At 60.3% G+C, this 26,346-nt stretch carries 22 protein-coding genes; 5 read left to right on the top strand and 17 right to left on the bottom strand.

What is annotated here, in order from left to right; translation table 11 throughout:
- Nucleotides 1-582: 582 nt before the first annotated feature.
- The 5 genes from MesoLj_RS30980 to MesoLj_RS30960 all read right to left on the bottom strand — a co-directional run bounded on the left by MesoLj_RS30980 (nt 583) and on the right by MesoLj_RS30960 (nt 7,740).
- A complete protein-coding gene (locus MesoLj_RS30980; protein ID WP_202323697.1) occupies nt 583-2,130 on the bottom strand; it encodes a hypothetical protein in 1,548 nt (515 codons plus the stop codon).
- Between the two features lie 245 nt (nt 2,131-2,375).
- Complete coding sequence (locus MesoLj_RS30975) at nt 2,376-3,428, bottom strand: helix-turn-helix domain-containing protein (RefSeq protein ID WP_202323696.1); 1,053 nt, start codon at nt 3,426-3,428, stop codon at nt 2,376-2,378.
- A gap of 8 nt (nt 3,429-3,436) precedes the next feature.
- Nucleotides 3,437-4,507 (bottom strand): helix-turn-helix domain-containing protein, encoded by a 1,071-nt coding sequence (locus MesoLj_RS30970; RefSeq protein ID WP_140775132.1) that lies wholly within the window; start codon nt 4,505-4,507, stop codon nt 3,437-3,439.
- A gap of 382 nt (nt 4,508-4,889) precedes the next feature.
- Nucleotides 4,890-5,873: a helix-turn-helix domain-containing protein gene (locus MesoLj_RS30965; RefSeq protein WP_202323695.1), complete on the bottom strand. Its 984-nt coding sequence runs from the start codon at nt 5,871-5,873 to the stop codon at nt 4,890-4,892.
- A 391-nt stretch (nt 5,874-6,264) separates the two neighbouring features.
- Nucleotides 6,265-7,740 carry a Do family serine endopeptidase gene (locus tag MesoLj_RS30960; RefSeq protein WP_202323694.1) on the bottom strand — a complete coding sequence of 492 codons (1,476 nt, stop codon included), beginning with the start codon at nt 7,738-7,740 and terminating at the stop codon, nt 6,265-6,267.
- A gap of 723 nt (nt 7,741-8,463) precedes the next feature.
- Between MesoLj_RS30960 and MesoLj_RS30955 the strand changes: the two genes are divergently transcribed.
- Nucleotides 8,464-8,880, top strand: coding sequence for a BA14K family protein (locus tag MesoLj_RS30955; protein WP_140775135.1), 417 nt, complete (start codon nt 8,464-8,466; stop codon nt 8,878-8,880).
- A gap of 282 nt (nt 8,881-9,162) precedes the next feature.
- On the top strand, nt 9,163-9,483 hold the full coding sequence (locus tag MesoLj_RS30950) for a hypothetical protein (RefSeq protein WP_244735217.1): 321 nt from the start codon (nt 9,163-9,165) through the stop codon (nt 9,481-9,483).
- Nucleotides 9,484-9,775: 292 nt separating this feature from the next.
- Here the strand turns inward: MesoLj_RS30950 and MesoLj_RS30945 are convergent, their stop codons facing one another.
- From MesoLj_RS30945 to MesoLj_RS30935, 3 genes are read right to left on the bottom strand one after another with little or no spacing between them, the layout of a single operon-like run.
- A complete protein-coding gene (locus MesoLj_RS30945) occupies nt 9,776-10,384 on the bottom strand; it encodes a L,D-transpeptidase (protein ID WP_202323693.1) in 609 nt (202 codons plus the stop codon).
- 55 nt (nt 10,385-10,439) lie between these two features.
- Entirely contained in the window at nt 10,440-11,492 is a 1,053-nt protein-coding gene (locus MesoLj_RS30940; RefSeq protein ID WP_202323692.1) for a helix-turn-helix domain-containing protein, read from the bottom strand.
- A gap of 8 nt (nt 11,493-11,500) precedes the next feature.
- Entirely contained in the window at nt 11,501-11,743 is a 243-nt protein-coding gene (locus MesoLj_RS30935) for a hypothetical protein (RefSeq protein WP_202323691.1), read from the bottom strand.
- 522 nt (nt 11,744-12,265) lie between these two features.
- On the opposite strand from MesoLj_RS30935, the gene MesoLj_RS30930 reads away from it, so the two are divergent.
- The 3 genes from MesoLj_RS30930 (at nt 12,266) to MesoLj_RS30920 (ending at nt 14,687) form a co-directional block, all read left to right on the top strand.
- Nucleotides 12,266-13,042, top strand: coding sequence for an META domain-containing protein (locus tag MesoLj_RS30930; protein WP_202323690.1), 777 nt, complete (start codon nt 12,266-12,268; stop codon nt 13,040-13,042).
- A 176-nt stretch (nt 13,043-13,218) separates the two neighbouring features.
- The gene (locus MesoLj_RS30925) at nt 13,219-14,421 is read left to right on the top strand and encodes an alpha/beta hydrolase (RefSeq protein ID WP_244735216.1); all 1,203 of its coding nucleotides are present in this window, start codon (nt 13,219-13,221) and stop codon (nt 14,419-14,421) included.
- A gap of 71 nt (nt 14,422-14,492) precedes the next feature.
- The gene (locus tag MesoLj_RS30920; protein WP_140775140.1) at nt 14,493-14,687 is read left to right on the top strand and encodes a hypothetical protein; all 195 of its coding nucleotides are present in this window, start codon (nt 14,493-14,495) and stop codon (nt 14,685-14,687) included.
- A 232-nt stretch (nt 14,688-14,919) separates the two neighbouring features.
- Here the strand turns inward: MesoLj_RS30920 and MesoLj_RS30915 are convergent, their stop codons facing one another.
- The 9 genes from MesoLj_RS30915 to MesoLj_RS30875 all read right to left on the bottom strand — a co-directional run bounded on the left by MesoLj_RS30915 (nt 14,920) and on the right by MesoLj_RS30875 (nt 26,337).
- Nucleotides 14,920-15,264 (bottom strand): hypothetical protein, encoded by a 345-nt coding sequence (locus MesoLj_RS30915; protein WP_202323689.1) that lies wholly within the window; start codon nt 15,262-15,264, stop codon nt 14,920-14,922.
- Nucleotides 15,265-15,337: 73 nt separating this feature from the next.
- Entirely contained in the window at nt 15,338-15,859 is a 522-nt protein-coding gene (locus tag MesoLj_RS30910; RefSeq protein ID WP_172351771.1) for a DUF1269 domain-containing protein, read from the bottom strand.
- 193 nt (nt 15,860-16,052) lie between these two features.
- Complete coding sequence (locus tag MesoLj_RS30905) at nt 16,053-17,732, bottom strand: alpha/beta hydrolase (RefSeq protein WP_202323688.1); 1,680 nt, start codon at nt 17,730-17,732, stop codon at nt 16,053-16,055.
- A gap of 197 nt (nt 17,733-17,929) precedes the next feature.
- A complete protein-coding gene (locus tag MesoLj_RS30900; RefSeq protein ID WP_202323687.1) occupies nt 17,930-18,472 on the bottom strand; it encodes an HdeD family acid-resistance protein in 543 nt (180 codons plus the stop codon).
- 670 nt (nt 18,473-19,142) lie between these two features.
- Entirely contained in the window at nt 19,143-22,301 is a 3,159-nt protein-coding gene (locus MesoLj_RS30895; protein WP_202323686.1) for an efflux RND transporter permease subunit, read from the bottom strand.
- Nucleotides 22,298-23,434 (bottom strand): efflux RND transporter periplasmic adaptor subunit, encoded by a 1,137-nt coding sequence (locus MesoLj_RS30890; protein WP_202323685.1) that lies wholly within the window; start codon nt 23,432-23,434, stop codon nt 22,298-22,300. The genes MesoLj_RS30895 and MesoLj_RS30890 overlap by 4 nt, the downstream gene beginning before the upstream one ends.
- 22 nt (nt 23,435-23,456) lie before the next feature.
- Nucleotides 23,457-24,038 (bottom strand): HdeD family acid-resistance protein, encoded by a 582-nt coding sequence (locus MesoLj_RS30885; RefSeq protein ID WP_202323684.1) that lies wholly within the window; start codon nt 24,036-24,038, stop codon nt 23,457-23,459.
- A 20-nt stretch (nt 24,039-24,058) separates the two neighbouring features.
- Nucleotides 24,059-24,757 carry an MgtC/SapB family protein gene (locus MesoLj_RS30880; protein WP_244735215.1) on the bottom strand — a complete coding sequence of 233 codons (699 nt, stop codon included), beginning with the start codon at nt 24,755-24,757 and terminating at the stop codon, nt 24,059-24,061.
- 137 nt (nt 24,758-24,894) lie between these two features.
- Nucleotides 24,895-26,337 (bottom strand): metal-dependent hydrolase family protein, encoded by a 1,443-nt coding sequence (locus tag MesoLj_RS30875; RefSeq protein WP_202323683.1) that lies wholly within the window; start codon nt 26,335-26,337, stop codon nt 24,895-24,897.
- Between the last annotated feature and the right edge of the window lie 9 nt (nt 26,338-26,346).

Genomic DNA, 26,346 nt, shown 5'->3' with positions numbered 1-26,346 from the left:
ACACTTCCAATGGGTACGACACCACGGGAATTGGGGCCGTGCCCTGGCTAGTGCCAAATCTGGCAGCGGCGGTCGCGGGATTATTCGGAATCAACGGAAGTCTGCGATTGCCCAGGTCCGGACGAACGTCGCGATATGTCGCCCTTACCGTCCGTCCTGGCCACGCTTGGGGAGATATGCCGACCCATCCCGGCTCCTGGTTTGGGGCCGCCTCATGGGTCTGCAAACAGGGTTCACATCACCACGCCGGCCGTTCCGACAACCGCGTGGATTTGATTGAACTCTCCCTAGCCGCTTGATCTCAGGCTCATGAAGCACCCTTGTCCTCAGAATCAAGGGATGCGCCATGGGCCAGGTTCTTCATGGGAGCCCTCGTTCCTCGATGCTCCGCCTCCCAACACGCTGTTCAGGAATGTCTGGCGCTCATTGAAGGACAAATCATCGAACAAGCATCTCTGCTGGGAATGCGGGACACCCCAAACCCAAAGGGTTCAGAAGAGCCCGGTCGTGCCCTCCGGAATGCTTTTCCAAGGCACGCGCAATTTGCTCCACACCCAGCTGGCGACAGTCGCGCTCGCGTCGTCAGGCAGATCCGGTGAAGCCCAGATCATCACGGATTACCGTCATCGGACCGATGGGCAACACCTCTGCCTGGGCCAGGTTGAGTTTCACAAAGTCGATCTTGTTTTTCCAGACCGTACGAAGGAAGTCCTCGAACGCATTGATGGTTAGTTGCTCGCCGGGGCAGCGCCGGTAGCCGAAACCAAAAGGCGCGAAACCCGCATGGTCGCACACCGGCAGCGGTTTGCCATCGGCAACACCGAAAACGGTTCCGAACGCGCTGTTGTGTAGTGATGCCTTCCGGCCGTCCTTCACGTCGAAGCTGGTTTTCTCGAAGGGACACCGGGCCATCCCGATTCGCTCGACATGCTTTTCGTCGACCTGTGCGCTCGTCGGGACACGCTCGTATCGTGATGGATCGAACTCTTCCGGATTCTTCCAGTGAACCGGGTCGAGACTGGTCGAAGTGTGAGGGCTGATGATGTAGCCGGACCGCTCGAACGCAGGCGGGGAAGTTTCCTGCAACGAGGAGATGCTGCCGCTGTTCGGCGAGATGATGCGGAAAAGCTCCATGACGAAACGCTCGAGTGGGCTGAAAGAGGATTCGCCGGCGCTATCGAAGCTGCCCTTCATCGTCTTTGCAAACGACGCCCGTGTGTCCGGGTCGCCGGTCGCCGTGCCGAGCTTCAGCATCATGTTGTAGAGCGAGTTGCCCCACTGGCTGAACGCCACAAAGTTGTGAAAGCACTCAAAGACCACGTCCTTGTGAGCGAAATTGTCGTCACCTTCGCCGTTCTTGAGCCAGTACCAGGCAAATGTCTTGTGTGGGTGGGGCGTCTTTCCCGTCTCAAGATCGGCAAGCCGCTCCCCAATCCATGACTTCAGGAAATCGAGATTGTCCCGGACGACCATGTAGTTTTCGTAGACGATGCGTTGGGTCGGATCGAGATAGGCGAGAACCGTGTTGAAGCTCATGCCGATCTGGCGCACCTTCGGGGGTATGGCATCGCCGCTGACTCCGAGATGCAGGTCCCAGTACATGTCCCAGAACGTATCGAGGTACAGGCGCATCAACGGCTTGCCGGCATTGCCCTTCGACAGCAGGCCTTCAAAGAACGCTGTCACCTTGGCGCTGTACATCTCCTGATAGAGATCCGGCGTGACGGCGCTCATGTAGATGCGCTTGCGGCGATTGTCTGGGCCGCGCTTGTCCAAGCCCTGAAGGAAGACGGTTACGCCTTTCTCCGGAGCCGGCCGCCAACTCTCGCTGATCAGGCCCCACAGATATGTGGGAAGGGCATTTTCCTTGCTCAGCGCCTCATCGATCATGGGCAGCATCGCACGCTCCCCCTGATAGACGCTGACCAGGAAGAAGGGAAGGATTGCGTTTTCGATATAAGCGGGATCGAAGTCCCGGGAAAAACGGCTTCGAAGCTGGGCGGCGGAGTTTTCGAGGTCCGTGACGGTGAGCGGCTGGCGTTCGGCGGTGGCCGCATGTGAAAAGACAGGATCTACGGATAGTCCGGCAACGGCAGCCGCGCTCCCAGTCAGAAATGTGCGTCTTTTCATTCGGCAGCTCCTTAGGCAAGGTTCCGAAGAAGCATATTTCCCATCGCGGAAAGTCGAAAGCCACGGAATTCGAGATTTGCGGCGATTAGCCATCAATCCGATAAAAATGGACCCCACGCATAGGGGTGGGACAAATTGGACAGACTGCAGAACTACTGGTTACACTTAAAATTGGCCCGGAATAGCGCATTTTTAGGATACGCCAATTACCCATTGGTCGCCGCAACGAGTTCGCTCGCGCGTGCCTACAGGTGGCCGTCGAGTGGAAGGTTGCTTGCCAGAAGGCTGTTTAGGGAAGGTCTGTCGTCGCCGGTTCGCTCGGCCAGGGGCGGATGCTTGATGCCCAGCCAGCCGGCCTCGCGTGCCTCCTTGGGTGAGATTCCAAACTCTCTCCTGAATGTTCGGCTGTACGTGGAAGGGTCTACAAAGCCCCATTCCTCCGCGATGCTGGAGATCGGGCGTCCGTCGGTGCTGTCGCCCAGGACGTCCCTTGTCCTCAGCAACCTTTGGCGCCGGATGTAGTGTGAGACGCCGCCAGCCGGTTCGAAAATCCGATAGAGGCGCGAGCGTGAGATCGAGAGTTCCTGGCAGAGCCTTTCGGGCGTCAGGTCCCGATCGGCAAGCCTGGCGGCAATGAGCTTGTTGGCGCGGGCCATGATGACGGCATCGATCGGTTCCTGGGCCTCGAAGAAGTGATCCCGGGACGGGGAGATGCAGGCGGCGAGCAGGCTGGTGGTCGCCGCCGCGATATAGGGAACATCGTTCTCCGTGCGGTTTGGAAGGGAATGATAAAGCAGCAGGATGTAATCGGCGACGAACGCCGCCATCTCCTGGCGGATGTCGAGCGTGAAGGGCTGCGAGAACGCGAAGTCTCGCGGAAGGAACAGGCAAATCACGCCATCATCCTCGCCCTGGCCCTGATGCGGTGTCGCCAGGCACTGCCAGCGCAGCGGTCCACTCCGCGGCTGCCCGCCGCCTGAAGGGATTGTTTGCGGCACGCAGAGAAGCCAGTGATCGAAGACCGGATTCTTCTTGCTGCTCCAGCGGCGATGATAGCCGGTTCCGGGATATTCGATGCAGGCCAGGACGAGGCCGCCCAGCTGCCACACCCGCTCGCGCGCGGCGAACGAACCGAACTTGTCCCGAAGCAATTCGATGTCGGCGATGTTGGCGTGCCAGCTTCGATAGAGGTCGAACTGTTCAGCGGGCGGCGCCGAAGAGGTGTCGATGTCGACGACGCACCTCAGAGGCTCCGTGGTGCCGATCCTGGCGCTTCCGCTGATAGTGCGTGCCTGCATGAGACAACTCATCGCTTGGAAGAAAGTGACAGCCCCAGGGAATTGTTGATGAGAAGGGTGCCCAGGGTGCCGACACCATCGAGCGGCTGGTCGATGCTCAGCCAGGTGGAGTGCTTGATGCCTTGCCATCCGAGCTCGCGCGCCTCCTTGGGAGACACGCCGAACTCCAATTTGAACATCCGGCTGTAGGTGGAAGGATCGGTGAAGCCCCATGCCTCGGCGATGCTTGAGATCGTGCGCCTGTCCGAACTGTTGGCCAGGGCATCGCGTGTCTTGAGCAGCCGCTTGCGGCGCACATAATTGGCCACGCCGCCCGCCGGCTCGAAAATTCGATAGAGGCGCGAGCGTGAGATGCCGGCCGCACGGCAGAGCTTGGCGGGCGTCAGATCGGGGTCGGTCAGCCTTTCCACGATGGTTTTGGCGATACGCGCGATGGTGACGGCGTCTACTGGTCCTTGCGCGGCCGCGAGATGATCCTTTGAGGGCGTCAGTGCCGCCGCGAAGAGATTGGCGGTCGCCGTGACGACGTGCGGCAGGTCTCCTTCCCTCAGATTGGGGAGAGAGCGGTAGAGCAGGATCGCGTAGTGGGCCAGGAAGGCCAATGTCGCGTCGCTCGCTTCGATTTTTGACGAGCGGGTCGCCGGCCATGTGCGTGGCAGGAAGAGCGTGACGGTCAGGTCATCATGGGTCACCGCGACATCGGGCAGGGCCAGGCACCGCAGGCGGGGCTTTCCAGGGGGCATCTTCCCGCCGCGGGATCGTGCAACCGGCGCGGACAGGACCCAATGGTCCAGCAGCGGCCGTTTGCGATGTTCCCATCGGATGTCGTAGCCGGAACCGGGAACTTCGATGGTGCCCAGTGCCAGATCCCCCAATTGCCACACCTGATGATGGGCCGGGAACAGGGGCTGTTCGGCACGAAGAAGCTGCATCTCGGCAACCCCGGCGTACCAAGTCCGGAAGAAGTCGAACTGTTCGGCTGGAGGCACCGACGCGGTGCTCTGGTCGATGGCGCATCTCAGTGGCTCGGCAGCGTACGGATCGCTGGGAATGCCGGCTGCGCTTACTCTTGCGTCCATGACAAAACTCCTGTCACGCCATCGCCTGGGGGGGCCGTGGCGAGCCGCCACCGCCTCTTCCCAGCCATCTGTCGGGGTTGTTTCGGCCTCCGCCGACTTCCAGCCTTGGGAGCCGCGCGTTGTATGGTCAGGATGATGCCGGCGCGCCCGGGTCACGTGAGCGGGGCGGCATGACGGCTGCGCCTATAAAGGCTGATCGGGCACCATTCCGCTCTCCTGCATTTCGGCCAACCCTGGCTCCCGGCATCCGCGGATCAGCGGCGCTCCGGCGGCAACGACGCCGCATCACCAGAATCTCCTGAGGGAGAGCCAATCTCTATCCACTTTCCGACAGGGCGGAGTGGCTGCCGGAAAGCGTTGAAGCCGTGATCGACGACATCCATCAATCTTGCGGCGCGTGCCCCCAAATGCGCCGCCGCGTCTCGCTGGGCGAGCATCCGAAGAGCGCCGAATAGGCCCCCGCGAAGCGGCCCAGGTGCCAGAAGCTGAAGCTCATGGCGATGTCGGTGATCGAGAGGCGATCGCCCTGCGTCAGGATGAGGCCGTGCGCCGCTCGCAACCGCCGCTCCCGCTCATAGGCGCGGGGATTGACCCCCAGGTGTTCGTGAAACGCGCGCTCCAACGTTCGCTCGCCGACGCCCAGTATCCCGCAGACGGCGCTGACCGAAACCGGGCCGTGCGGTTTCGTCTCGAGGATGGCGAGGGTGGCATCAACGATATCGCGTCGATCGCCGGAACCGAGGCCGCGGGCGGGCGGGCCCTCCGTGTGGAAGAGCACCTGCGCGAGCGCGGCTCCCGCCTCGCTCGCCGCAACCGCCAGGCCGGCACTCAGGTCGTAGCCAGGCCGCGCGGCGGCGGCCTGCGCGTATCCAACGGTCAGCAGCAGCTTCTGTTGAAGCTCCAGTTCGGTTGCCGGGGCGAAGCGCTGCCCGTGCACCCCAGGCATCAGCCAGTTCCGCCCGTCCAGGCGGGAAGCAGATGCCGTACGCAGAGAATCGAGCGCGGACCTACGCAGGCCGATCCGCATGAGGCGATAGCTACCGGGCATCTCCAGGTCGAATTCCGTTCCCGGGCCGATGACCCGCAACCGCGGTACTTCACTCCGTTGCCCGTTGAAGGTGGTGCCTTCGCCCCAAAGGAACACCGCCGTCAGCGCATCGTCATTGATCGCCCCCGACATCGCGATGCCACCTTTGTCCTGCAGGTCGAGGATGAATGCGTCGCCATAGTCGATGGTTGCCAGGCGCGATGCATGGCGCTGTGATCCGATCTGCCGGATATGGAATTCCGCGTCGGGATCGGATCCGCCGGTGCGGGCCACGACGGAGTTGTATTTACGCGCGTACCAGTTCGGTGCCTCCAACATCCATGGCCTCCACAAAGTGTCGTCCGATCTGGGAGATACCGGACGCGGTTCCCCACGATGGCAAACAAGATCATCAGCTGTCCGTCGCAGGTCAGGTCAAATCAAGGTTACGATATATAACGCCAATCACGTGACTGATGGCAGGCGCAATGTTGCGGGCGGACGGGCCGGCATCGGCGCCGAAACGGCAGCGGGCGTAGGGGAGCCCGCTGCCGCCAGGAGCGAACACCACGACTGACGGATGTGTTCGGCTCCTTGTTCCTCGCAGCGGCTTGGCGGCAGACATCGCTGCGAGGAAGCTCGTTAGCTGAAAGCGCCGCACACCCCCAGCGATGCCCTCAGCGTTCTGAAGCGGCCCCCCGAAAGCCACGTGTGGTCTCGGGGGACGTTCTCAGCCCTTGCTGACCGGTACAGCGACGAAGCGGTTGGCGTCGTCACGTGTGATCTGCATAAGCACGGCCTTGCGTCCTGCCTTGGCGGCATCCGACATGACCTTGGTGACGTCGCCGGCGGTGCTCACCTTGGCCGAGTTGATCGTGGTGATGACGTCGCCGGGCTGAATGCCGTGGTCGGCGGCATCGCTGTTGGGATCGACATCGGTGACCACAAGGCCCTTGCCGTTGTCCGACTTGGTGACGGTCAGCCCGAGATCGGCCAATGCGTCGGTCTTGGCGGGCGCGGCCTGTTTGCCGTCATCGCTTGAGCCCTGCTTGTCGCCGGAGGGCAGCGTACCCAGATCGACCTTGATCGTCTGGCTCTTGCCGTCGCGCCAGACTGTGACGTCGACCGATTTGCCCGGCGCATAGGCGCCGATCGTGCGGGCGAGTTCTTTCGGCGAGTCCACCTTCTTGCCGTTGACCTGCGTGATAACGTCACCGGCGACGATGCCAGCCTTGCCGCCGGGACCAGCGTCCTGGGCGTTCGACACCAGCGTGCCCTTGTCCGATTTCAGGCCGAGCGAGTCGGCGATCTCGGCGGTGACCGGCTGGATTTCAACGCCGAGCCAGCCGCGCTTGATGGAACCGTCCTTCATAAGGTCATCGACGACTTGCTTGGCGGTTGACGCCGGAATGTCGAAGCCAATGCCGACGCTGCCGCCCGATGGCGAGAAAATGGCTGTATTGACGCCGATCACCTCACCGTTGAGGTTGAAGGTCGGGCCGCCCGAATTGCCGTGATTGACCGGAGCGTCGATCTGGATGAAATCGTCATAGGGGCCAGCGCCGATGTCCCGGCCGCGGGCAGAGACAATACCGGAAGTGACGGTGCCGCCAAGGCCAAACGGATTGCCGACGGCCACCACCCAGTCACCGATGCGAACCTTGGAATCGTCGGCGAAGTCGACATAGGTGAACTTGTCGCCGCCGTCGACCTTCAGCACCGCAAGGTCGGTGCGCGGATCGGTGCCGACCAGCTTGGCGTCGAGCTCCTTGCCGTCGCTGGTGACAACCGTGAAGGACGAGCCTTCCGAGACGACGTGATTGTTGGTGACGAGGTAACCGTCCTCGGAGATGAAGAAGCCCGAGCCTTGCGCGACCGGGCGCGGCTTGCCATTGCCATGCTTGAAGTCGTGTTGTTGCGGGTTGTCGGGGAGGTTGTCGAAGCCATCCTGGCCGTCGGAGCCTTCATCGGCCGCAGGCTGGATCGTCGACTTGACTTTGACGCTGACGACCGCGGGCGAGACGCGTTCGACGATATCGGCAAAGCCCGTCGACTGTGGCGCATCGACATGCACGGCACCCGCCAGAACGGGAACCGTTTCGGAGAAAACCGCGGTGGCGCCGACAGCGCCGACGACTGCCAGTGACGCCACGGCCGCTGTCAGGCGCCGACGCGTGCTGGAATATGAATTGTGGGCGATAGTCATGAGTTGGGATCCTCTTGTAAGGATGCGCTCCAGATGAGCGTCCTGGGGAGGAGGACTAGAGGGGCACACATTACAGCGCCATTTCCGTTGCATGAAAGTTTTGTCATTTTTCCAAAGACTGAGAGCATATGTATATAAAGATGCTGTCGGCTTATTTTTGGAAAGATTGCAAAATTGTAACTTGGATTTTTGTATGATCTGTAATTCAGGTGCATCGAAAGAGATGATTGTTCGATGTCAAAGAAACCAATATCGAAATCAAAAAAATACAATATACCGTCCGACTTATTCGGTGTTTACGCTACATTGATTCGAGGGTCGTGCGCCGGCGATTTCCGATCAAATTTCGTCAAAAGTGCCCTATACGTTGATTGTATGGCGGCGCATTTGAAAGCGGCGCGCATACCATCAGGCTCGCCTTTGTCGTCATTTCCCGAGGCCGCCAGGAAGCGGCTCTAGACTGTGACTTTTCGTGGGGTGGGGCGCTGTCCAACGGGTGATTTTCGTCTCGACGAGAGAGGGCGGGCGGCCTGTCGCGGGCATCGAGGAAGTGCGGTCAGCGGACGCGGTTAACGGAGGCAGTGCAAAAAATAAACGCCCTATCCACGTTTGGGATTCACGGCATATTCCAACAAGACGACGTGCTGGCGTAAGGTTGCTTCGATTTGACTCCATCCGCGGCGGCAGGTTGTACGGCGGCGGACGCAGCTAACGGAGAGGCATATGAAGCGCATCATCATCGCCGCGCTCGTCGCAAGCATGGCGGCACCCACATGGGCAATGCCCGTCGGAGCGTTGAGGCCGTCAGTCTCCGATACGGTCACGAACGTCGATCTCAGGAGGCCCCCCCGCCATAGACCGGGACACGGAGTACGGCCACCGCACCATAGGCCTCCTCATCATCGGCCCTCCCGTCACCACCACCGTCATTCGAGGAACAATAGTGGGGCCGTCGCGGCGGGCGTGATTGGCGGAATGCTGCTCGGCGGGATGGCGGTCTCGGCTGCTCGCCAGCACAATCACAACGCGTGGAACAACCATGTGAACTGGTGCTCGCAGCGTTATCGCTCCTATCGAGTCTCGGACAATAGCTGGCAGCCTAACAATGGCCCGCGCCGGCAGTGCATCTCGCCGTTCTGAGCGTCCTGCGGGCTCGCTGGTTCTGGCGAGCCCGATTGGATTTGTTGCAAAGGCTGAGTGCAAGCTGGTACCGGAGCAAGTACCGACCCAGGCAAAGGCCAACAACGCCGTTGGCGTGAGTCGGCCGGAAGCGCCCGCCTGCTCAAAGAGCATTTCCGAGAAGATGCATGATTGAACGGGCCTTGCCGATCAGTTTACACATGTCCGCACGGGTGACATCCTACGGAATGTCTCCGCCATATTGGCCGATTGCGCTGATGCGCCAGTTTGGGAAAGACTATCGTGCTGAGAAACCTGTCGATCGCGGCAATGAGCACCCTGATGATTGCAAGCTTCGGGCATTCCGCGTCAGGCGCGTCGATTGGCGCGGGCAATCCCTATCCGGTCAGCAACTACACATGCCAGGACGGCACGCGTCTGGCAGTGCGTCTCCTCGGTGATCGCGCTTCCGTGTCCGTCAACGACGCGGCCGAGGTTGATCTGCCCTCGATGGGGCCGGAAGGAACAACCTATTCGAACGGCCGATGGACGATCACCATCATACAGGGACGCCTGTCGTGGGGCGTTGGCCGAGCTGTGCCGTCCGAATGCGCCGGCGGTTGAGCATCTCATCTCCCTGTAAGGAAAATTGAAATGCAAAGACCGCCCCGTTCGGTCGCGAGTCGCATCGCCGGCTTTGCGAAGGGATCTTTTTTGCTGCGGCCAAATGCAATCGAACCACGAACACCGGCCGAGGCATGGCGGCAACGTGGGCGTGGTCTTCGGAATTCCAAGTCGCCATTCGGATAAGCGCTAACAGGCCGTGGAAAAGGATCGGGGATACCCGTTTGAATCCGATCTGCGCTCGGCCCGGTTCTGATACGTTCCGTCAGCAAAACAGTCTTTCAACTGCCTGCTAGAGAACGATAACACGGGCGCCGTTGCGTACTGTCCCGTAGAGTTCAAAAATGTGCTCGTTCAACATCCGGATGCAACCGGATGATGCGGCTTTGCCGATACTCCACGGCTCATTGGTCCCATGGATGCGGTAAAGCGTGTCCTGGCCATTGCGATACAGATACAGCGCCCGTGCCCCGAGAGGATTGTTTGGGCCTCCGGGGACGCGCTGCGGCAAGCTCGGATTGCGGCGTCGCATGTTGGCGGTGGGAGTCCAGGTTGGCCATTTGGCTCTTCGTCCGACTATCGCCTCTCCGTTCCATCTCTGTCCGTCGCGACCGACCGCAATCCCAAAGCGGATCGCCCTGCCGGCATCTTCGACATAATACAGGAAGCGCTCTTGCTTGTTGATAAGGATTGTTCCGGCAGGTTCCTTGCCCAAGTAAGGCACCGTTTGCCGACGGAACTGCTGGGGAATATTTCCCTTGTCGACGAGAGGCACGTCAAACGGCTTGTCTGGAATTCTCCCGATATACCAATTCTTCTGGGAGGCCTCCGCGCGACCCAACAGCGCCAGAAATGATATGCCTCCAACAATGACGGACCGTCTGTCTAAAGAATTTGCCAAATGAATCTCCTATCCTCGATCCGGTCACGTCAGCCGAACTCACTAACTACGTGTTCTACAGTTGGCGGCCAAGCAGATAGTTGCTTGCCAGAAGGCTGTTTAGGGAAGGTCTGTCGTCGCCGGGTCGCTCGGCCAGGGGCGGATGCTTGATGCCCAGCCAGCCAGCCTCGCGTGCCTCCTTGGGTGAGATTCCAAACTCTCTCCTGAATGTTCGGCTGTACGTGGAAGGGTCTACAAAGCCCCATTCCTCCGCGATGTTGGAGATCGGCCGTCCGTCCGTGCTGTCGCCCAGGACATCCCTTGTCCTCAGCAGCCTCTGGCGCCGGATGTAGTGTGAGACGCCGCCAGCCGGTTCGAAAATCCGATAGAGGCGCGAGCGTGAGATGCTGAGCTCCTGGCAGAGCCTTTCCGGCGTCAGGTCCCGATCGGCAAGCCTGGCGGCAATGAGCTTGTTGGCGCGGGCCATGATGACGGCATCGATCGGTTCCTGGGCCTCGAAGAAGTGATCCCGGGACGGGGAGATGCAGGCGGCGAGCAGGCTGGTGGTCGCCGCCGCGATATAGGGAACATCGTTCTCCGTGCGGTTTGGAAGGGAATGATAAAGCAGCAGGATGTAATCGGCGACGAACGCCGCCATCTCCTGGCGGATGTCGAGCGTGAAGGGCTGCGAGAACGCGAAGTCTCGCGGAAGGAACAGGCAAATCACGCCATCATCCTCGCCCTGGCCCTGATGCGGTGTCGCCAGGCACTGCCAGCGCAGCGGTCCACTCCGCGGCTGCCCGCCGCCTGAAGGGATTGTTTGCGGCACGCAGAGAAGCCAGTGATCGAAGACCGGATTCTTCTTGCTGCTCCAGCGGCGATGATAGCCGGTTCCGGGATATTCGATGCAGGCCAGGACGAGGCCGCCCAGCTGCCACACCCGCTCGCGCGCGGCGAACGAACCGAACTTGTCCCGAAGCAATTCGATGTCGGCGATGTTGGCGTGCCAGCTTCGATAGAGGTCGAACTGTTCAGCGGGCGGCGCCGAAGAGGTGTCGATGTCGACGACGCACCTCAGAGGCTCCGTGGTGCCGATCCTGGCGCTTCCGCTGATAGTGCGTGCCTGCATGAGACAACTCATCGCTTGGAAGAAAGTGACAGCCCCAGATCTGCCAACTGCCACACCTGATGATGGGCCGGGAACAGGGGCTGTTCGGCACGAAGAAGCTGCATCTCGGCAACCCCGGCGTACCAGGTCCGGAAGAAATCGAACTGTTCGGCTGGAGGCACCGACGCGGTGCTCTGGTCGATGGCGCATCTCAAGGGTTCGGCAGCGTGGGGATCGCTGGGAATGCCGGCTGCGCTTACTCTTGCGTCCATGACAAACTCCTGTCACGCATGAGAGCTGCCATGATCTGGGCAGTTCATTGCGCGACAGGCCGACTTCCCACAAAGGAAAACCAACAATAAATTGGATCGTCAACCTGCCGTCGCGGATGAGGTCGGATCGAAGTAACTCTAAGCCAGCACTGCGTTTTTTTGGAATATGCTGTGAATCCCAAACGTGGATCCGGCGTTTATTTCTTGCGCTCCGCAATGAGGCTGATCGAGCAACATGTGGATTTCTCGTGGCTCACAGAGAGGACGCAAAGTCATGTCTCGGATTGTTGAGACTGTTGGCTCCGGGAAAACCATCGCACAGACAGTCGCCGTTTTCTGCCTTCGGTGACGCCGGGAGCGAGCAGACGTCGGAGGTAGCTCTCCTCTGGAAATTCGGCGAGTGCGCTGGCCATCCCAACTCTAGGCATCCCGTCCATTTTTTCTGTTCCGGGCTTTGTTCTCCGGTCGGTGGCGTGGACTCTCAATCGGACATGGGACATTCGGTTTGAACAATCTGGTGATTTGACCGTCATTCGGCTGGTGCCGATCCGCATTCAGAGAAATATGGTCGGCTGGCGATCATGGGAGGTAGTAATTCTGTCCAGAAAATCGTGCTCCCTGTTCAGGATCGCCGCTCCATTTTTGGCCTTCTGTCTTGCAGCCGCAGGAAGTGCCGAGGCTGCCACCTTGACAGCGCGCGGCAACGAACCCGGTTGGCAAGTCGTGGTGTCCGACAAGGCGATTTCCTTTCGTGCCCTGGAGGGAGAGACCTTCACGATTGAACCAGTGCCGCAGCCCACAACAAAGGACGGTACCTATGTATACACCGCGACTGTTGATGGCCGTCACTTCACGCTGACGCTTGCGGAAGCGGTATGCGCCGACACGATGACGGGAATGCCATATCCGAAAACCGCGACCGTGATGATGGATGACCGCAAGTTGGCAGGATGCGCCGGCGAACCGGCAGACCTGCTTCACGGGGATTGGCCTGTCGAAATGATAGCTGGATCGGCCCTTGTCGCGGGATCACAGCCCACCCTTGCCTTCGATCAGGACGGAAGCATCCACGGGAATGGCTCATGCAACCGATTTCTTGGCAAATTCACCTTGAATGGGGAAGGTTTGACGATTTCAGAGACGGGCGCATCCATGATGATGTGCGATCAACCGCTCATGGACCAGGAGCGCAATCTTCTGACCGCCCTCGAAGCGGTTCGTCGCTTCGAGGGCGCATCGACAGGACAATTGCGGCTTCTCGGCAAGGACGGCCAGACGCTCGTAAGCCTGGGGAAATAGACTCTCTTCGCGCGGAGAGCCCTAATGCTGGCCTGGGCTGGTCGCGCAGGAAAAGGTATAGGCAATGACGACTTCATCAAGAATTCAGTGCTCCATCCTTCACTAGTGGCACGACTATCATGTGTTTGTCTGTCATCGCCGCGCGCGCAACTTGAAACGGGTCTCGGGACAGCCACATGGTCGGTGCCGTCAGCCGCATGAAGAAAACCGCGATACGGCTTGTTCCGCTCATCTTGTTGGCGGCGCTTCTGCAGGGTTGCGCCGGTCCAAGGGCCGTCACTGGCCTTGCCTCTCCCACTCAGTCCGATGCGCGGTACCTGTCGACGATCCCCTTCCTTGTAGCGACTACGCGTGCAGCGTCCGCTACACCCGAACCGCCTTACTCTCGTGATCGCTCCTTGGCGTTGAATTTTTCGCAGGTGAACGTTCTCGTGCCGGCGGCCCATAGACCCGGTTCGGTCGAGACTTCATCTGATATCCCTGATCCGGCGCGCCATTTCTCGGCACGCAATCTCACCCCCATTGCCGATAGCAAGTCATTCCTGTCCCTGTTGAACGCGCGACTGGCAGAGCGCCCGCCATCACAGCGGGAAATATTCATCTTTGTTCACGGCTATAACAACAACTTTGCGGAGGGCTTGTTTCGCAACGCCCAGATCGTTCACGACTACAATATCTCCTCCGTGCCGCTGCATTTTTCGTGGGCGTCCGCCGCATCCTTCAGCGGTTACCTCTTTGATCGGGACAGCGCTCTGCTGGCCAGGAACGGCCTTGCCGAAACGATCGAAATCGCAGCGCGGTCCAATGCGAGCGGGATCGTCATCGTCGGCCATTCAATGGGCTCATATGTCGTGATGGAGGCGCTGCGAACCCTGGCATTGAGAGGCGAGAGCCGTATTTTCCCAAGGATACGTGGCGTCATGCTGGCCGCCCCAGACATCGATCCGGATGTCTTCAGCAGTCAGGTCGATGATATCCCCGTGCTTCCGCAGCCGTTTACCGTCATCGTTTCGCGTCGCGACCGGGCATTGAATATTTCAAGGCGCCTGACTGGCGGCGGCCACAGGATCGGCAGCGGCTTCAACATTCCGCTTCTCCAGAAGAAAAATGTTCAGGTGATCGACATCTCCGACGTCGATGGTGGCGGCCACAGCGGGTTCGCGAGTTCGGGCACGCTTATCAAACTGCTGGGCTCTGACCGTCTCCTGCGCCGCCTGATGACCGACGAAGACGCAACTGCCAACGGCAAGGTTGCGGAGGCGGGACAGGCCGTATTCGAAAATGCCGCCCTGGCGATCCACCTGCCGGTCAGAATTCTTGAGGGGTTGAGCACTGGACAATCTCGGCCGGTTTTGGATGGTGGCAATGTGTCGAGATAAGCTCGAAGGATCTGGTCAAGAACGCAGATGACGAGTGTCCAATTTCTTTCATTGTTTCTATGGAGGTGACTATGGCTGTAAATTCAGGGTCTCTGCTGGTCAACAAATTGACCGCTATCGGTTTCCTGGTTGTGGGATTTCTCATTCTTGCATCTGGTTACCGCTATGGCTCGACCTCAACCCTGTTGGGCGGATGCCTTATTCTGATTATCGGCGTCATTCTCTTGATTCTGAAGATCGCCCGTCGAAACAACGGGACGCCTTGAGCGGCGATTTTCGTTCGGGGTTGCCCAAGAACAGATGGTTAGGGTGGTTCAGCGATCCTGCCAATCGCTGGACCGCTCCGGAGCGATCGTACCTCAACTCGGCACGCGGCCAGTTGGAGAAGCGTCCCCATTTGGCAATCGCAGGCTGGTTCGGCCATTGCCCGACGATGCCGTTGGGCCGATACGGCGAGGCCAATGCCGTCGATACGCGTCGAGCTTCTGTATCGCGGCTCTATCGAGGAGAACTATTCGTGCCCCTGGCAAGCCGGGCAATGCAGATTGCAATGATGCCGCCCAGAAGTCCGGCAACACCCACACCGATCAATATTTCAAGTGTGAACCCGCCGGAGCCACGTGACAGGGCGTCAAAAGCACCTCCCATATAGCCGACGAAGCGCGCCAGGCCTGGAAACAGCGTGGCAAGAAGTGTCAGAATCAAGCCCCCAAGCGCGCCGATGGCAGCGATGGATTTCCACCCAAAACCGATCCCGCGCCACAGCCGGGCCACGGCCATGGCGCCGGCGGCTCCGCAAACCGCCTCGAATAGAAGCAGGATCGCTATTTCAGGACCGGACATGTCAAATCAATGCGGCCCGACACGCAGGGAAGCCGGAGGCCGCACCCTGGAAAAATTCCGACGCAGCGGGCCATCAGGTGTTTGAGCCGGATTCCTGGCCGGCCGCCGCCGACGCACGCTGAAGTGCGTCGCGCAGGACTTGCTCCTTGGTTTCGTCCAGGGATGTTTTGAGCACCACCCCACCGAAACCCTGGATTTCCTTGAGCACCTTGTCTGCCGTCATTTCCTGGACGAGGACGAAAAGCGCGGCGTTGCCGGGCTGGATGCTGGTCGACAGATCGCGCATGAACGCATCGTTGATGCCAACATCGGTCAGGGCGCCGCCAAGGGCCCCGGATGCGGCGCCGACGGCAAGGCCGACCAGCGGATTCAGGAAGAGGAGACCGACGAGCATTCCCCAGAAGCTGCCGGAGATCGCGCCCGTGGCGGTCGTATTCATCAGCTGGTTGAGCTTGATCGTGCCTGCTTCGGTTTTGGTCGCGATAACCGCGTCACCCAGCTTGATGATGTATTCCTTCTGCAATGTCAGAAGGAGCTGGCGCACTTCTTCAGCCTTGGTCTCGGTCGGATATACGATGACAATCAGGTCGGACATATGAACCCCCTAGGGTGAGACTCTACGCAGTCGAGGTTTCTTACACAGCCGAGACGCCGAAGGATTGAGCCGTAAATCCAGGCACTGTGCCGTCAGTCCCATTTTTACATCGAGCTCGGCGATTTTCCTGATGGGCGGCTTTTCGCACGGCATGTCTGATGAGGTTGCGGGGCGCTCTGCCGCACTGGTGCGGCTATCTTCCACTGCGCTGCGCGAGGTGTCGTTTCAACTGTTCTATCCGGTCGGCGGTCCAACCCTTGGGATCAGTCACGGCAAACCAGGCGTCGACATAGTGCTCGGGCGCGTAGACATGCCCGTAACCCATCGGCGTCGAGGTTGCCATGCCCATATCGAGTGCCAGTTGCAGCATCGTCACCACCGGATACCACCGCAATTGTGGTGACACATCGGGGCCGCGCGGTGCGCTCATCCAGTCGGGGCGCCGGTAAAGATCCCGATAGTCGAAGAAGGTGATCGCATCGCTTGCATACTGCAGGTAGACGATGCGCATGGGCCCCCATCGTGTACCTGGCGCGACCGTCCCGCCATGCTGGTTCATGAAGCGGACAACCGAGCCGTCTCCGAACTGCGGCAGCCAGGCAGGCGACCCGGGGGTTCGCGCATCGGTGGCTCGCCGCCAAATCCTGCTTTCGAAAGGCGGCCCGCTCCACAAGGCACCTTGGATCGGATCGCCGAGTATCTCGAAGAGCTCGGCCGAACGTTCTGAATTCATCGCCCCAAGACTTAGTCCGTGCAGGTATAGTTTCGGCCGGTGGTCCTTTGGCAGGGTCGTCCAATAACCGTAGACGGCGGCGAACAGCGCCCTCGACGCCTCCGCGCCATAGCCCGGCTGTACGAGCAGCGACAGCGGGCTCGATAGATAGGAATATTGCAAGGCGACGCTCGCCACGTCGCCATTGTGCAGGTATTCAACCGCATCCATCGCCGAGGGATCGACCCAGCCGGTCCCCGTCGGCGTGATGACAATCAGCACCGAGCGGTCAAAACCGCCAACGCGTATCAGCTCGTCGAGGGCCAGCTTCGCGCGCTGTTCGACAGTATCGCTTGCCCCAAGCCCGACATAGACCCTGATCGGCTCGAGCGCAGGCCCCTGGGTAAAGGCCTGGATTTCTGCCGCGCTGGGGCCGGTCGCGACGAATTCGCGGCCCGCTCGTCCAAGTTTCTCCCAAGCGACCAATGAGGCCGCGCTGCCTGTCTTGAGCGGGGAGGTTGGGCGCACCCGGTCGGGTTCGATGAGCGCGTCGAACGCCGCAAAGGACGAGTCGAGAAGATGCAGCGCCGTGCGGATGAGAAGGCCGTTCGCGATCGTCCAGAACAATAGGGCACTCACGGTGAAGCCGATCACCTGCGAAATCCGCGGCGGCACAAAGCGGCCGACGGCGTTCGACGTGATGCGCAAGACAGCCTTGAAGAGGCGGGCCAGCACAATGAGTGCCACAAAGGTGATGACCGCGATCACGCAGACTTCGAACGGGTGGGCGCTGGTCACGGGTTCGAGCCCCATCAGCCCGCGGATCGAGTTCTGCCACTCGGTCGTTCGCCATAGGAATGACAAGGCGATGACGGTGCACACCAGCGCCGAGGCGATCTTGAGCCATCTCTGGACGCGGCCATTGGGTTCCGGCAGTTGCATGTATTGCCAGAGCCACCGCCAGGCGACCCCAATCCCATATCCGGCTGCAAAACAGGCGCCGGAGAGAATACCTTGTGTCACATAAGTTCGGGGAACGAGCGTAGGGGTTAGCGAGGCCACGAAGAACAAGGTGCCTAGGACAACGCCTCCGGCGGAAAGCGAGCGCAAGAACCTCACCAGGAGGTCGGCAGATAGCCGCGTTGTAACGAATGCTACCATGCCTGTGTTGCCAGTTTTACTTTGTCGAATAGAGGAGGTGTTCGGCGGAGAACACTCGAGTATCTCAAGATACAGTTCGGAACGTCGAAATCAATTCACAGTCAACGCCCCATTATCGCGTCAGGAGAGACCGTGCAAGCAGCCGTGCCGTGGCGCCCATGCATCGCTTGGCTGCGACAGTGCCAAATCAACCGCGCTTATGCCGAGACCGCCGGTCGGCCCCCAGCCGCCAGCCACCCGAGTCCGTGGGCTACGAGGTCAATACCCAAAAGTGCCCCTATCACCCAAATTCCGGTTGAGGGCCATCCAAGCAGTATCAGGAAGCCCGCGGCCAGGCCGAACAAGCCGGAAACAAACATCAGCCGCCTGCCGCTACGCAAGTAGCGGTTTCCCAACAATATTCTTCCAATCCCTGAAATCAAAAGCGCGAACCCCAAAATCCAGGTGAGGATCGCGGATCCAAGAGCGGGTATGCCGATCAGCACACAACCGAAAATGACGTACAGGATGCCGAGAAACGTCTGCCACAGAAAGCCACGCCATCCTCCGGCCCATACCGCCATGGCGATCTCAACAAACCCCGCGCATATGACGATGACGCCAAGAAGAAGGGTACTTATGGTGGTGGCAAGGGTCACGTCGGCCAGGACGAAGAAACCCGCAAGGATAAACACCACTCCTATGGCCGAATTGGCGGAAGCGGATCGCGCCGGCTGTTCAGCGGTCGACGGGTTCGTCATTGTCTATGGCTTCCCGACTTCCTTGAATGCGACGCCACTCACCAACGGACACGGCGTATATCCACGACGCGAGCCGTTCGGGAATTAAGCGTCACTTCAAATCGGCCGCCGGCACGGCGTGTATGATACTTGAAAAATGGCCCGCGGCAGCTCACGCGGCGGACATCTCGGAAGCCACGATTCTGGAGCAGCCTCTGACCTTGGCCGCACGTGATCGCTCTGCCGTTGTTGAGGCTGGAGCCGACCGGCATGTTGAACGCCGCCACCTCCGCGAATGAGGGAACCGCGGTCGGCACCGTAAGGCTGATCGCGACTGCCAGAGCCGCCAGGGAATTTCTGAACATGTTCGTTCTCGCCACGAAAGTATTGTGAGAACCATCAGTTCACAGGCCGCTGCGATGTCAACAAGCTGGCAAGGTGCCTTGGTGCTTTAGGGACGCCAGGCCAAGGATCTGGACTATTTGTCCATGTTTGGCGGCCAGGAAAACTGTGGTAGGCGGGCTGTTACGAATTGCTGGTGGGGACCTCCGCCTGTTGTGCCGGGAGCGGAGACCGAAGAAGCCTAGCGCGTGGCGAATTTAGGCAGGCTTGTGCGACCACGGCCTAACCCGTTTTAGATCAGGTCAAACCTTTGGCGCCAGTCCTTCCAGCAGATCGTCTACCGACACATTCACTGGCGTGGATTGATCGAATTTTGTTGAGCATGATCTCGTGACGCCCTCAGTGACAGGCGTTCGGTTGCTGTCTGGACAAGAAAGTAGATTCCAGGAACGATCAACAAGCCGATCGTGGTGGCTGCGATCATGCCTCCAAAGATTGTAACGCCAACAGCCCGCCGCGCACCTGCGCCGGCGCCTGTCGACACGACAAGGGGAATGATTCCGAGAATGAAGGAGACCGCTGTCATCATGACGGCCCTGAAGCGCTGCTCGGCCCCGGTCCGCGCGGCCTGCATTATGCTTAGGCCTTCAGCACGCCGCTCCTTGGCGAATTCGACGATCAGGATGGCATTTTTCGCGGCCAGCCCGATCAGCAGCACAATGGCGATCTGCACGTAGAGGCTGTTCTGCAACCCGAAGGCCCTCAACGCCGCCACGGCGCCAAAGAGAGCGGCTCCGAGCGAAAGAATGACGACCAACGGAAGCGACCAGCTCTCATACTGAGCGACAAGGAAGAGATAGGCGAACAGGAACGCCAGCGCGAAGACCAGCCCCTCCTGGCCACTGCCGCGGCGCTCCTGGAACGACAGTCCCGACCACTCGAAGCCATAGCCGTTCGGCAACACCTGGGCGGTCGTCTTCTCCATGGCATCCATGGCGGCGCCGCTGCTGCTTCCAGGCGCCGTAATGGCGTTTATAGGCGCGGCAACCGACAGATTGTAACGCTGAATGGCGAACGGCGACAGGATGGTCGTCAACGACGCCAGATTATTCAATGGCACCATGGTGCCGTTCCGGCTGCGCACGTGCAGCTTGAAAATGTCCTCCGCATGGGCGCGGAAATCTGCGTCCGCCTGCAGATTGACCTGGAACACGCGGCCATTGAGCGTGAAATCATTTACATAACGCGATCCGAAGGCGGCGCCGATGGTGGAATAGACATCCGACACGCTTACCCCAAGCGCCTCGGCGCGCGTCCTGTCGACATCGACATAGACCTGCGGGACATTCGCGCTGAAGGTGGTGGCGGCGCCGCCGAGCTCCGGCAGGTGATTGAAGGCGCCGAGCAGGGCGCCGACGACCTGGGCGATCTCTTGCGGCGGCTGTCCTTCAAGCGCCTGCAGGCGGAAATCCAGGCCACCGACCGAGCCGATGCCGGCAATCGCCGGCGGAGCGAAGACGGCGACGTTCGCGCCCGGGATTTGGGAAAACTTCATCCGCAGCGCCTGCAGGATGCCGGCAAGCTGCAGCTCCTTGGACGTGCGCTCATCCCACGGCTTCAGCGCCGCTACCGCCATTGCGCCGCTCGGCGAACTCGTCGACTGAAGGATGCTGAACCCCGCAACCGTTATGACGTCTTGCACGCCGCCGGTGTCGGCGAGAATCTTGCGCACATCCTCCACGATGGCTTTCGTTCGATCGAGCGAAGCGGCGTTCGGCAACTGGATGTCGACGAACAGGGCCCCCTGGTCCTCGTCGGGCAGGAAAGTCGACGGTAGCGCGATGAAGATCAGATAGGCGGCGACAAAACAGGCAAGCAGTCCCGCTAGCGGTACATACCAATGCCCCACCAGAAACCCGACGAGCCGTCCATAGCCGTCGCGCGTCTTGTTCATGAATCCCGTGAACCAGGCCAGCGGGCCACGTTTGAAATAGCCCACATCGCGCCGCAGAAGCAGTGCGGCCAGCGCGGGACTCAAGGTCAAGCCGACGAAAGAGGAGATCACCAGCGCCGAAGACAAGGTCACAGCGAACTGGCGGTAGAGCTGGCCGCCTATGCCGCCGAGAAACGCCGTCGGCGTCACCACGGCAAGCAGCACCAGGGTCGTGGAAATGATCGGCCCGGTGATCTGATGCATCGCCTTGCGCGTGGCGTCGGCGACCCCGATGTCAGGCGTATCTTCCAGCACATGCTTGACGTTTTCGACAACGAGGATGGCATCGTCCACCACCAGGCCGATCGCCAGCACCAGTGCCAGAAGGGAAATCATGTTCAGCGAATAGCCGGCGGCAAACAGCACCGCCACGGCGCCCAGCATGGAAACGGGGATGGCAAGTGCCGAGATGAATGTGGCGCGCCAATCCTGCAGGAACACATAGGTGACGGCGAGCACGATCAGGAATGCTTCAAGCAGGGTTCTGGTCGTCAGCGAGATGCTGGCATTCACGAAGCGGGTCGCATCGTAGACGATGTGATATTGCATGCCCTTCGGGAAGCGTGACGAAAGGCGCTCCAGTTCGGCGCGGACCGCCGTTGCGGTCTGGATAGCGTTGGCGCCGGGAGACTGGTTGACCTGCATCATCGCCGACGCGTGTCCGGCGAAGCTGGCACTCGAAGCGTAGCTTAGCGCCCCAAGTTCGAGCCGGGCTATGTCGCGCAGGTAGACCTTGGCCCCCGAGGGGCCCGTGCGCACGACGATGTCGCCGAAGTCCTCGGCACTCCTCAGCCGCCCCTGCGCGACCAGCGTGTATTGCAGTTCCGAGCCTTGTGCCTGCGGCGGCGCGCCGGCCTGTCCGAGCGTGGCCTGGATGTTCTGTCGTTGGATGGCGGCGGAAACGTCATCGGGCGTCAACCCGAGCGCGTCCATGCGCTGCGGATTGAGCCACACCCGCATTGAGTATTCCGAGGCGCCGGCAACGGAAGCTTCGCCCACGCCCGGCACGCGCGATATCGCGTCAGCGACCGTCGTGGTGATGAAATTCGTGATCGCCAGAGCATCGAGACTGTCGTCCGGAGAATAGAAAGCGATGCCCAGAACGAAATCCGGCGAGCGGGCACGCACGGATACACCTTGCTGGGCGACTGCCGCAGGCAGACGCGAAATCGCCAGCTGGGCGCGGTTCTGCACGTTGATCTGCGCCGACTCTGGATCGGTTCCAACTTCGAAGGTCACCGACAGTGTGTACTGGCCGGCGTTGGAGCTGGTGGACGACATGTACATCATGTGATCCACGCCGTTGATGGCCGTCTCGAGAGGGCCGCCGACCACGTCGGCGATCACTTCCGCGCTTGCTCCCGGGTAGGAAGCCGATACGGTGACCGTCGGAGGCGTAATCTGCGGATATTGCTGTATCGGCAGGGAAAACACCGCGATCGCACCAGCGATCGAAATGAGGATCGAGATGACGATCGCAAGCCTTGTGCGGTGGATGAAGAGATCGGAGATCATGGCGCGCGCTCCGCTTCGCGTGGTGTGACCTGCTGACCATCGGAGATGCGTTGCAACCCTTCGATGACGATTGTTTCGCCGCCCTTCAATCCGCTCGTCACCGCCCACCGATTGTCGATGCGCGCGCCGGTCGTGATCGCCTGCCTGGTCACGGTATTGTTGTTGAGCACGAAGACGAACTTGCCCTGGCGGTCCTGAAGAACGGACGCCATCGGCACCAGCGGCAAATCCTTGGCCGCCTCGTCGACGACGGTGAGCCGGACGAACTGGCCAGGCGTCAATATGTGGTCGGGGTTGGGAAACAGCGCGCGGACGGCCACGGTTCCGGTCTGCAGGTCGACCTCGTTGTCGATGAACTGCACCCGCCCCGGCGAAGCGTATTGCGTGCCGTTGGCAAGCGACAGGCTCAGGTGGAACTGGTTCCGATCGATGCTCTGCCCGCCAGCGAGTTTCTGCCTGATGTCGACCAAGGTGCTGTCGGCGATCGAGAATGCGACGCGGACGGGGTCGAGTTGCACAATGCGCGCCAACGGTCCGGAGCCAGGCCCCACGAGATTTCCGGGCGTCGCCAGGGAGCGGCCGATGGTCCCGTCAATGGGCGACTTGATCTGGGCGTAGGAAAGATTGAGTTCGGCCGTGTTGAGGGCTGCATTGGCGCTTTGGACGTCCGCTGCGGCGACGTCGAATGCAGCCTGCGCGTCATCCAACGTGGCCTGCGGAATGGTCCTGCGGTTGAACAGGTCCCTGGCGCGTGACAGGCTTTGTTGCGCGGCGTTGCGCGTGGCTTCCGTCCTGGCCACCTGCGCCTGCGCGGACATCAGTGCCGCCGACAGCTGATCTGGCTCGATTTCGAAAAGCAGGTCGCCTTCCTTCACGCCCTGGCCTTCCGAGAACTTGACCGCCTTCAGCAGGCCGGAGACGCGTGCTTGTATGTCGACCGCCTCGATTGCCTCGACCTGCGCATTATACGTCAGCGGCGGGCTTGCCGGGCCGGACAGAACTTTTTCCACCACCACCGGCACTGCCGCCGCCGGTTGCACGGTCTGTGCATGCGCCGTACCCGTGAAGCCTGCCACTCCGACCAGGAATGCGGCCGCCGCGACCGCGGGTCGAAAATCGAAACTGCTTCCCATAGCGGATCCTCGCATCCTGTTCTCAAGACAAAATCTTCGTCTTGCGCACGCTCAGCGCAATGACGAGATACGCCAGTCCAGCAATCATCAGGGAGAAGCCGGCCACAAGGCCAGTTGGCATCTCTCGGACCATTGGCCACTTCAGAATTATGGATAGACTTGCCAGTACGGCAACGGCACCGGAAATGACGAACCAATACCATCGGCTCGCCTTCCTGACCTCGATTGCTATTATTATTTGAAGGATTCCGTGGACGAATAATACGAAAGCAATGAACAGCGATATCGCGGCTGAAGCCTTTACAGGATTGAAGTAAATCATGATGCCGCCAATGAGCTCGAAGAAACCGGTCAGCTCCTGCCATACGAAGCCGGTCCAGCTTTTGATCCAAAGGGACTGTATAACCTTGGTGACGCCAACCCCGATCAGAGCGACGGCGAACACGACACTGGACGCGAAATTGGAAACGGCCGGGACCGCGACGGAAAATACTCCGCCAGCCAGCAAGAGGAATCCAAACAGCAGAAACCGGCGCCATTTGCCTTGCTCGGTTTCGGCTCTTTCGGATGCCGTCGCAGGGGATTGGTCTGGATTTCCTGTCATCTTCCCGCTCCGAGTACCTTCTAGATATCGGTCTCGCGCCCGACGAAATGAACAATTTCCTTCATGGCCAAGAAGCCGATCAGGGCGTCAATAGATTTTTCTTCTCCTTTTTCAGGAGCAACGGAGACGTGTATTTCCGAAAGACCTTTGTCCTCATTGGCGTCGCTGTCCATGGACATAAGTCTAAGGTTTTTCATTGCTACCGCCTGAATGACTGAAGACTTCACGACATCCGATTTTTGCAGATCGCACTGTATCTTTATAAGATAAATTCTCTCGCTATCCGCGGGCAGGGCAGAGTATCCGGCCACGTGAAGAGCAAGTCGGGGAAGAAAAATATTCGACAAGATCACGAACAAGGTTGTTTCTGCCGCGAGCAGCAAGAAGCCGTAGCCGACAAACACCCCCACGGCTCCAGTGCTCCAGACGGTGGCGGCCGTGCTCAGCCCCTTTATGCTGGTGCCATCCCTCATGATCAGGCCGGCACCCAGAAAGCCGATGCCCGTCACCACCTGAGATCCCATGCGCAGATCCAGTTCCAGGCCAAGCGCGCCGGGCAAGGATGCATAAGACGCGGCGCCCAGCGCAACCAGGGCATGGGTCACGAGCCCGGTATGGCGCTGCTTGTATTGGCGCTCCACGCCGATCATAAGTCCAAGCAGCAGCGATAGCGCCAGCTTCAGCATGATCGAATGCGCTGCTATCAGATCGGCCATCATTGGCGGCGCCGATGCCTGACATCACGGCCAGCCGAAGACGAGGCCCTCGGCGATCGCTTGTTCGTCAAGGCCATGAAGTCAGGATGGATTGACTGGGCGCCGCGCGATGAGTGCAGCATATGCGGTTCCGCCGCTGCTCACAGGATATTCTTGTGCAGTCGACCGTCCTTCACGATCACCGTGAAGTTCTTCTGCGGGTCTTCAAGCAGCCTGATGTCGTCGACCGGGTTGCCATCGACCACGAGCAGGTCCGCAAACGCACCCTCCTCGATGACACCGATCTTGCCAGGATATGGATTGCGGAGATTGGAGAGGCCAAGCAACTCGGCATTGACCGATGTCGCTATCTGCAGGACCTCGGCATTCTTGTACCAATTGGCCAGATGCGTGAGCATGACATTCTGGCGTGGCCCCAGTTCGGGCGAGAACAGCACGTCGGAACCCCACCCTGTCTTGATGCCGTACTTGCGGACAAAATCGTATACCCTTGGCGTTCCGGCGAAGAGCTGCTTGGCGCGCTCGACGCCTGGTCCGCTTGCCGATGCGGCATCTTCCATCGTCAGGAAGGGCTGCATGCTGAGCCACACGCCCTTCTCCGCGATCATCCTTGCCGTTTCCTCGTCCATCAAATGGCCGTGTTCGACGCAGGTCACGCCAGCGGCCAGCGCACGCTGCACGGCGCGGGGGGTATAGGCGTGTACGGTGACATAGGTATTCCAATCCTGCGCGACCTCGACGCCGGCCCGAAGCTCATCTTCACTGAAGGTGACCATGTCCAGAGGACTGCGCGGCGACGACACGCCGCCACCGCCCACCAGCTTGATCTGCGATGCGCCCTGGAGAAGCTGTTCGCGTATGCGCATCTTCAGGTCATCGATACTGTCGACGATGGCCGATCCGCCCAGCAATTCGCCTTTGCTGAGCTTGCCGCCGTCACGCGGAATCTCGCTTGGCAGTCGAAGATCGCCATGCCCTCCGGAAGTCGTGATCATCGCGCCAGCCGGGAAAATGCGCGGACCGGGAATCATTCCGGCATCTATGGCCTGCTTGAACGAGAAGGACGGGCCTCCCAAATCGCGAACGGTGGTGAACCCGCGCATCAAGGTGCGATCCGCCTCGGCCGTGGATGCGGCGAAGATGATACCAGGATCGCCATTCAGCAGAATGTTCAGGGGAACCGCCGCGAAAATCGTATGCCAGTGGGCATCAATCAGACCCGGCATAAGCACGCCATTGCGGCAGCCGACCACCCTTGCGTCGCTCGGCGCAGGCGCGTTCGTCATATCGATGCCGGAAATCCTGTTGTTCTCCACCAGGATTTGAGCGCCATCCTTCACCGTGCCCGATTTGCCGTCGAAAAGTCGAACCTCGCGAAACAGGATCTTGGAGGGAGGCGCGGCCGTCTGCGCGAACACAGGCTTGGCCAGCACGCCGGCAATGGTCGTGGCCCCAAGACCGGAAAGAAAACTGCGCCGCGAAAAGGCTTCCAGGCGACGGGAAGCCTTTTGAAGGTCGGGGTTGAAGCAGCCGCAACCGGAACTGTGAACGAGGTGACCGTACTTGGAGCCTAGCCGCAGCATGTCTTTTGC

The organism is Mesorhizobium sp. 113-3-9 (genome assembly GCF_016756515.1).
In the GTDB taxonomy this organism is placed as follows: Bacteria; Pseudomonadota; Alphaproteobacteria; order Rhizobiales; family Rhizobiaceae; genus Mesorhizobium.
This window is presented reverse-complemented; position numbering and strand designations above follow the sequence as displayed.

Coding starts and splice junctions, on each gene's coding strand:
- MesoLj_RS30980 (WP_202323697.1), bottom strand. CDS start 2,130: ATGAAAAGACGCACATTTCTGACTGGGAGCGCGGCTGCCGTTGCCGGA.
- MesoLj_RS30975 (WP_202323696.1), bottom strand. CDS start 3,428: ATGCAGGCACGCACTATCAGCGGAAGCGCCAGGATCGGCACCACGGAG.
- MesoLj_RS30970 (WP_140775132.1), bottom strand. CDS start 4,507: ATGGACGCAAGAGTAAGCGCAGCCGGCATTCCCAGCGATCCGTACGCT.
- MesoLj_RS30965 (WP_202323695.1), bottom strand. CDS start 5,873: ATGTTGGAGGCACCGAACTGGTACGCGCGTAAATACAACTCCGTCGTG.
- MesoLj_RS30960 (WP_202323694.1), bottom strand. CDS start 7,740: ATGACTATCGCCCACAATTCATATTCCAGCACGCGTCGGCGCCTGACA.
- MesoLj_RS30955 (WP_140775135.1), top strand. CDS start 8,464: ATGAAGCGCATCATCATCGCCGCGCTCGTCGCAAGCATGGCGGCACCC.
- MesoLj_RS30940 (WP_202323692.1), bottom strand. CDS start 11,492: ATGCAGGCACGCACTATCAGCGGAAGCGCCAGGATCGGCACCACGGAG.
- MesoLj_RS30935 (WP_202323691.1), bottom strand. CDS start 11,743: ATGGACGCAAGAGTAAGCGCAGCCGGCATTCCCAGCGATCCCCACGCT.
- MesoLj_RS30925 (WP_244735216.1), top strand. CDS start 13,219: ATGGTCGGTGCCGTCAGCCGCATGAAGAAAACCGCGATACGGCTTGTT.
- MesoLj_RS30920 (WP_140775140.1), top strand. CDS start 14,493: ATGGCTGTAAATTCAGGGTCTCTGCTGGTCAACAAATTGACCGCTATC.
- MesoLj_RS30915 (WP_202323689.1), bottom strand. CDS start 15,264: ATGTCCGGTCCTGAAATAGCGATCCTGCTTCTATTCGAGGCGGTTTGC.
- MesoLj_RS30910 (WP_172351771.1), bottom strand. CDS start 15,859: ATGTCCGACCTGATTGTCATCGTATATCCGACCGAGACCAAGGCTGAA.
- MesoLj_RS30905 (WP_202323688.1), bottom strand. CDS start 17,732: ATGGTAGCATTCGTTACAACGCGGCTATCTGCCGACCTCCTGGTGAGG.
- MesoLj_RS30900 (WP_202323687.1), bottom strand. CDS start 18,472: ATGACGAACCCGTCGACCGCTGAACAGCCGGCGCGATCCGCTTCCGCC.
- MesoLj_RS30895 (WP_202323686.1), bottom strand. CDS start 22,301: ATGATCTCCGATCTCTTCATCCACCGCACAAGGCTTGCGATCGTCATC.
- MesoLj_RS30890 (WP_202323685.1), bottom strand. CDS start 23,434: ATGGGAAGCAGTTTCGATTTTCGACCCGCGGTCGCGGCGGCCGCATTC.
- MesoLj_RS30885 (WP_202323684.1), bottom strand. CDS start 24,038: ATGACAGGAAATCCAGACCAATCCCCTGCGACGGCATCCGAAAGAGCC.
- MesoLj_RS30880 (WP_244735215.1), bottom strand. CDS start 24,757: ATGATGGCCGATCTGATAGCAGCGCATTCGATCATGCTGAAGCTGGCG.
- MesoLj_RS30875 (WP_202323683.1), bottom strand. CDS start 26,337: ATGCTGCGGCTAGGCTCCAAGTACGGTCACCTCGTTCACAGTTCCGGT.